This window comes from Brevibacterium sp. LAARM3_SD1 (genome assembly GCF_057364765.1).
Window position 1 is genome coordinate 23,427 of sequence record NZ_JBNFOL010000040.1, and the last position, 6,711, is coordinate 30,137.

The 6,711-nt window shown below is 57.4% G+C and carries 3 protein-coding genes and 2 rRNA genes; 2 read left to right on the plus strand and 3 right to left on the minus strand.

Annotation, left to right across the window (positions count from 1 at the left end; genetic code table 11):
• Window positions 1-8 precede the first annotated feature (8 nt).
• Window positions 9-524, plus strand: a complete 516-nt coding sequence (locus AC2W7L_RS16725; RefSeq protein WP_486005346.1) for a flavin reductase family protein — start codon at window positions 9-11, stop codon at window positions 522-524.
• A 237-nt stretch (window positions 525-761) separates the two neighbouring features.
• Here AC2W7L_RS16725 and gdhA read toward each other — a convergent pair whose 3' ends face one another.
• Window positions 762-2,108 (minus strand): NADP-specific glutamate dehydrogenase, encoded by a 1,347-nt coding sequence (gene gdhA, locus AC2W7L_RS16730; RefSeq protein WP_486005347.1) that lies wholly within the window; start codon window positions 2,106-2,108, stop codon window positions 762-764.
• 126 nt (window positions 2,109-2,234) lie between these two features.
• Between gdhA and AC2W7L_RS16735 the strand changes: the two genes are divergently transcribed.
• Window positions 2,235-2,900, plus strand: coding sequence for a GNAT family N-acetyltransferase (locus AC2W7L_RS16735; RefSeq protein WP_486005348.1), 666 nt, complete (start codon window positions 2,235-2,237; stop codon window positions 2,898-2,900).
• A 114-nt stretch (window positions 2,901-3,014) separates the two neighbouring features.
• On the opposite strand, the gene rrf is transcribed toward AC2W7L_RS16735, so the two are convergent.
• Window positions 3,015-3,133: ribosomal RNA gene (gene rrf, locus AC2W7L_RS16740) — 5S ribosomal RNA — on the minus strand.
• Window positions 3,134-3,312: 179 nt separating this feature from the next.
• Window positions 3,313-6,429, minus strand: a 23S ribosomal RNA gene (locus AC2W7L_RS16745).
• Window positions 6,430-6,711 lie beyond the last annotated feature (282 nt).

The window sequence follows — 6,711 nt, forward strand, 5'->3', positions numbered from 1 at the left end:
TGAGAGTCATGGACCAGGCCTACGACGATTCCCTCACAGAACGCTACCGCGAGCTCAGCGATGACATCGCCGCGGCCGTCGCCGTAGTCTCCGCTACCCGGGGCAATACGCTGCATGCGATCACCGTCGATTCGTTTCTCGACGTGTCGTACGATCCCCCGACGATGGCGGTCAGCGTGTATTCAGGCTCACGGATGATGGAGACCCTGGAGACGAGCTCTCATTTTGCAATCTCGCTGCTCAACTCCGATCAGCGCGACATCTCCGAACGACTCGGTGCTTCGGGTCAACCTTTGTACGGATCGCTCAAGGGCATCGACACGTTTCCGGCCCCGCAGGCAGGACAACCGGTGCTCACTGAGGCCATCGCCTGGTTCGAGCTCGAACTCACCGAGGTCCTCGAAGTCGCGACTCACAACATCGTCGTCGGTGAGGTGGTGTCCATGGGCGCCGGCGCCGATGCGGGAACGAGCCGTCCCCTGCTGCGCTGGCGCAAGGGCTACGGGACCATCGGCAACCGCTGACCGAGCCGACGGGCTCAAACATGTCCTTCCAGTGAGTCCCAGGCTGGCCGTCAAAGATGGGGCCACCCGGTTCGACAGCGCCCTACGGGTACGGCTGAGGCCCTGCTCCGGACCGTTGTGCTTCTCTTGGAAGCTCAATCGTTCGGAGCAGGGCCTCTGCCGCGTGGTCCTGGTTGTCGGCCTCAGGCTGCCTACCCAGGGTCCGGCCGGTCTGCCGACCGTGGATGGATCAGTCGATCACACGACTCCCTGGGCGAGCATCGCCTCGGAGACACGAATGAAGCCGGCGATGTTGGCGCCGGCGACGTAGTCACCGGGTGAACCGAATTCGTCGGCAGCGGCGGCGCAGCTGTCGTGGACATCGCCCATGATCTCGGCCAGGCGAGCCTCGGTGAAGTCGAAGTCCCACGAGTCGCGGCTGGCGTTCTGCTGCATTTCGAGCGCACTGGTGGCAACGCCGCCGGCGTTTGCGGCCTTGCCGGGAGCAAAGAGCACGCCGGCTTCGGAGAAGATCTTCACAGCTTCCGGGGTGCAGGGCATGTTCGCACCTTCGGCGAGGGCGATGACGCCGTTCTTGACGAGAGTCGCAGCGGATTCTCCGTCGAGTTCGTTCTGAGTCGCACACGGAAGTGCGACTTCGACCTCGACGTCCCAGACGTTACCGCCCTCGTGATAGGTCGCGCGCCCGCCGCGCTGTTCGGCGTATTCGGAAATGCGTCCGCGCTCTTCGAACTTGATGCGCTTCACGAGTTCGGTGTCGATGCCGTCCGGGTCATGGATGAAGCCAGCCGAGTCGGACATTGTGATGACGGTACCGCCGAAGGCCGTGACCTTCTCTGCGGCGTACACGGCGACATTTCCGGACCCGGAGATCGAGACGGTGCGTCCGTCGATGTTCTTCTTCGCGGCGGCGAGCATGTCTTTGAGGAAGTAGACGACGCCGAAGCCGGTGGCCTCGGTGCGGACCATGGAGCCGCCGTAGGACAGTCCCTTTCCGGTGAGCACACCGGCTTCATAGGAGTTCGTCATTCGCTTGTACTGGCCGAAGAGGTAGCCGATCTCGCGACCGCCGACGCCGATATCACCGGCAGGCACATCGCGGTACTCGCCGATGTGACGGGACAGTTCCGTCATGAAGGACTGGCAGAAGCGCATGACCTCGCGGTCGCTGCGGCCCTTCGGGTCGAAGTCCGCTCCGCCCTTGCCGCCGCCGATGGGCAGGCCGGTGATGGCGTTCTTGAAGATCTGCTCGAAGCCGAGGAACTTGACGATGCCGAGATTCACCGAAGGATGGAAGCGCAGGCCGCCCTTGTACGGGCCGAGAGCAGAGTTGAACTGCACGCGGAAGGCGCGGTTGATCTGCACCTCTCCGGAGTCATCGATCCAGGGAACCCGGAAGATGATCTGGCGTTCGGGCTCGCACAGCCGTTCGAGCGCTGAGAGTTCCAGGTATTCGGGGTGCTTGTCCACGACGGGGCCCAGGGAATAGAGAACTTCCTGTACCGCTTGGTGAAACTCCGACTCTCCAGGGTTGCGTTGGAGCACAGTGTCGAAGATTGGCTGCAGTGATGGATGTAGACTCATGCGCACAAACATACCGTGACCCGTATAACAACAATCCGAGCGACCAGATAATGGACAACGTTGTCCGGTCACTTCAAGTGGGATATGAGTCTCCCACGCAATCTGGGCGCGGTTGAGCAGGAAAGAATGAGTACAAGGCACATGGACATCTCGGAGATCTGGCCGCCGTTCGCACTTCATCTGCGATCAGGGGATATCAAGCTCTCCCCTGTCCGAGAAGCAGATATTCCCGAGCTCGCCCAAATCGCTCGAGGCGGCGTCAGAAGAGACGGAATCGAAGCATTCCTCGTCAATTGGGATTCAGGAACCGATGAACAGGTAGCGCGCAGCCTCGCACAGTATCACTGGTCGACACGGGCGAACTTCACCGTTGATGACTGGACGATCGAGTTCACGGTCAGGGTCGATGGGCGCGCCATCGGGGTACAAGGTGTCAATGCGCATCGGTATCCACTGACGAGAACAGTCTCAACAGGTTCGTGGTTGGCTCTGCCCGAACAGGGCCGCGGCTACGGCACCAGAATGCGGCGGATCATCGTCGAAACGTTCATCCGACATTTCGGTGCCACGCGATTCGACTCCGCCTACTTCACGAACAATGATGCCAGCCGACGAGTATCGGAGAAGCTCGGCTACTCCCCCAATGGCCACCGCAGCACTGTCGGCCAGAACGACACAGTCCTCAGCGAGCACCACATGGTTCTCAACGCAGAGAACTATGAGCCGGAAGACAGCGACCTGCACGTCACCGGCGACGCCCCATTCCGCAACTTCCTCTCAATTGCTACCTGACGGGGGCCGAGCAACCCCGCGCCAGGTAGCTGCGCCGCCGTCAGGTAGCAAATATGAGTGAATAGCAGGAAAGCCCCATCCACGAATGGACAGGGCTTCCCTCTCAACAAATTATTGCGGCAGTCACTTACTCTCCCACAACCACCAAGTTGCAGTACCATCAGCGCGAATGGGCTTAGCTACCGGGATCGGAACGGTTAACCGGGCGTTTCCCCACCACTATCACCACCGCAAAACCAACAAACCACACACACCCAAAAACCCTCGGGCGGTAGTGGTCCAAGAACCGCACAGCGAACGCGAACACCAAACATGCAACATGCACACCCCAGGGGGCGAACAATCAAATCATCACTAAAAACCTAGTCAGCGAGCAAAACACTTTCTCGCACACACCAACCCCATAAAAAGAGTTGATGAGTGATCGGTGTATTAGTACCAGTCAACTCCACACCTCACAGTGCTTCCATACCCGGCCTATCAACCCCATCATCTATAGGACACCTCCCCTGACTCAAAGTCAGTTGGAAATCTCATCTCGGAGCCGGCTTCCCGCTTAGATGCTTTCAGCGGTTATCCATCCCGAACGTAGCCAACCAGCCATGCTCCTGGCGGAACAACTGGCACACCAGAGGTTCGTCCGTCCCGGTCCTCTCGTACTAAGGACAGACCTCCACAAATTTCCTACGCACGCAGCGGATAGGGACCGAACTGTCTCACGACGTTCTAAACCCAGCTCGCGTACCGCTTTAATGGGCGAACAGCCCAACCCTTGGGACCGACTCCAGCCCCAGGATGCGACGAGCCGACATCGAGGTGCCAAACCATGCCGTCGATATGGACTCTTGGGCAAGATCAGCCTGTTATCCCCGAGGTACCTTTTATCCGTTGAGCGACCACGCTTCCACAAGCCATGGCCGGGTCACTAGTCCCAGCTTTCGCTCCTGCTCGACACGTCCGTCTCACAGTCAAGCTCCCTTGTGCACTTACACTCGACACCTGATTGCCAACCAGGCTGAGGGAACCTTTGGGCGCCTCCGTTACTCTTTAGGAGGCAACCGCCCCAGTTAAACTACCCATCAGGCACTGTCCCTGAACCCGATCAGGGTCCGAAGTTAAGGAATCCACTATGGTCAGAGTGGTATTTCACCGATCGACTCCACCCTAACTAGCGTCAGGGCTTCCCAGTCTTCCACCTATCCTACACAAACCACACCGAATCCCAATACCAAACTATAGTGAAGGTCTCGGGGTCTTTCCGTCCTGCTGCGCGTAACGAGCATCTTTACTCGTAATGCAATTTCGCCGAGTTCGTGGTTGAGACAGCAGAGAAGTCGTTACGCCATTCGTGCAGGTCGGAACTTACCCGACAAGGAATTTCGCTACCTTAGGATGGTTATAGTTACCACCGCCGTTTACTGGGGCTTAAATTCTCCGCTTCACCCCAAAGGGTTAACAGGTCCTCTTAACCTTCCAGCACCGGGCAGGCGTCAGTCCGTATACATCGACTTACATCTTCGCACGGACCTGTGTTTTTAATAAACAGTCGCTTCTCTCTGGCCTCTGCGACCACCACCAGCACATCCCCACGCATGGTGGGTTCACCGGGATGGTCCCCCTTCTCCCGAAGTTACGGGGGCATTTTGCCGAGTTCCTTAACCACGATTCTCTCGATCACCTTAGTATTCTCTACTCGACCACCTGTGTCGGTTATAGGGTACGGGCAACACACACCCTCACGTCGATGCTTTTCTCGGCAGCAGAGGATCACCAGATCACCCCACCAACGTGGGCGCCCATCAGCTCTCACACACCTGTGGGGACGGATTTACCTACCCCCACGTGCTACAACCTTAGACCGTGACTACCATCGCACGGCCTGGCTACCTTTCTGCGTCACACCTCACGCTTACCGACTCCACACTCAGGTCCCCCACTCAAACCCAACCAGGTACCCGAAGGCACCACGGGGTCATCACAGGGTTAGTATCATGTGTTTTGGTACTGTCGGTTGTGTGTCGGTACCAGAATATCAACTGGTTGTCCATCGACTACGCCTGTCGGCCTCGCCTTAGGTCCCGACTTACCCAGGGCGGATTAGCCTAGCCCTGGAACCCTTAGTCATCCGGTGGACGGGTTTCTCACCCGTCTTTCGCTACTCATGCCTGCATTCTCACTCGAATCGCTTCCACCACTCGTTCACACGGCGACTTCACCAGCGACTCGACGCTCCCCTACCCAACACCACACCATTACGGAATCACGTGGTGCTGCCACAACTTCGGCGGTGTACTTAGCCCCGCTACATTATCGGCGCTCAATCACTTGACCAGTGAGCTATTACGCACTCTTTCAAGGGTGGCTGCTTCTAAGCCAACCTCCTGGTTGTCTTCGCAACTGAACATCCTTTCCCACTGAGCACACGCTTAGGGGCCTTAGTTGATGGTCTGGGCTGTTTCCCTCTCGACAATGAAGCTTATCCCCCACTGTCTCACTGCCACGCTGAACCTTGACTGGCATTCGGAGTTTAGTTGACGTCAGTAACCCGGTAGGGCCCATCAGCCATCCAGTAGCTCTACCTCCAGCAAGAACCACGCAACGCTGCACCTAAATGCATTTCGGGGAGAACCAGCTATCACAGAGTTTGATTGGCCTTTCACCCCTAACCACAGGTCATCCCCTCCATTTTCAACTGAAGTGGGTGCGGGCCTCCACGCGCTCTTACACACGCTTCACCCTGCCCATGGCTAGATCACTCCGCTTCGGGTCTAGGACACGCGACTGAGACGCCCTATTCGGACTCGCTTTCGCTACGGCTACCCCACACGGGTTAACCTCGCCACGCACCGCTAACTCGCAGGCTCATTCTTCAAAAGGCACGCCATCACAGTCATCAAGATACTGCTCTGACGGATTGTAAGCACATGGTTTCAGGTACTCTTTCACTCCCCTCCCGGGGTACTTTTCACCATTCCCTCACGGTACTCATTCCGCTATCGGTCATCAGGAAGTATTTAGCCTTACCAGGTGGTCCTGGCAGATTCACACGAAATTCCACGAGTTCCGTGCTACTCGGGCAACGCACACACTGCAACTGGCTGACGTTTCGTCTACGGGACTCTCACCCACTCCGGTCCTGTTTCCCACCAGGTTCGACTACACCAACACTCGTCACAGACCGGCCATGCTGGACCGGACCATGTACACCCCACAACACCGTGTACGCAACACCAGCACGCTTGACACGCACACGGTTTAGGCTCATCCAGTTTCGCTCGCCACTACTCCCGGAATCATTGTTATTTTCTCTTCCTGCGGGTACTGAGATGTTTCACTTCCCCGCGTTCCCCCCACATGCCCTATATATTCAGACACGGGTCACCACCCTCACGAGTGGCGGGGTTTCCCCATTCGGACACCCTCGGATCAACGCCTGTTTATCGGCTCCCCGAGGCTTATCGCAGATTTCCACGTCCTTCATCGGCTCCTGATGCCAAGGCATCCACCATGCGCTCTTACACACTCACCCAACCCCACAAGGATTGGTTCATGCGCGCGAAAAATTGTTTCATTCACCTAACTAGATGATGACAAGAAAAATCACATTACATAAACAACACAATCGTGTTATTTGATGCTCGCGTCCACTATACGATTCTCAAACCACTACCAAACACCCACCACCACCCGACAACACACAGCTGCCAGTCGGTACCGGGGTTGGTCCTGTTGGTTGAAACCACACCCAACCAATCGGTTGGGGTTTGTGATTCCAGGACCCAATAACGTGTTCGTTCTAGCCCATACAACA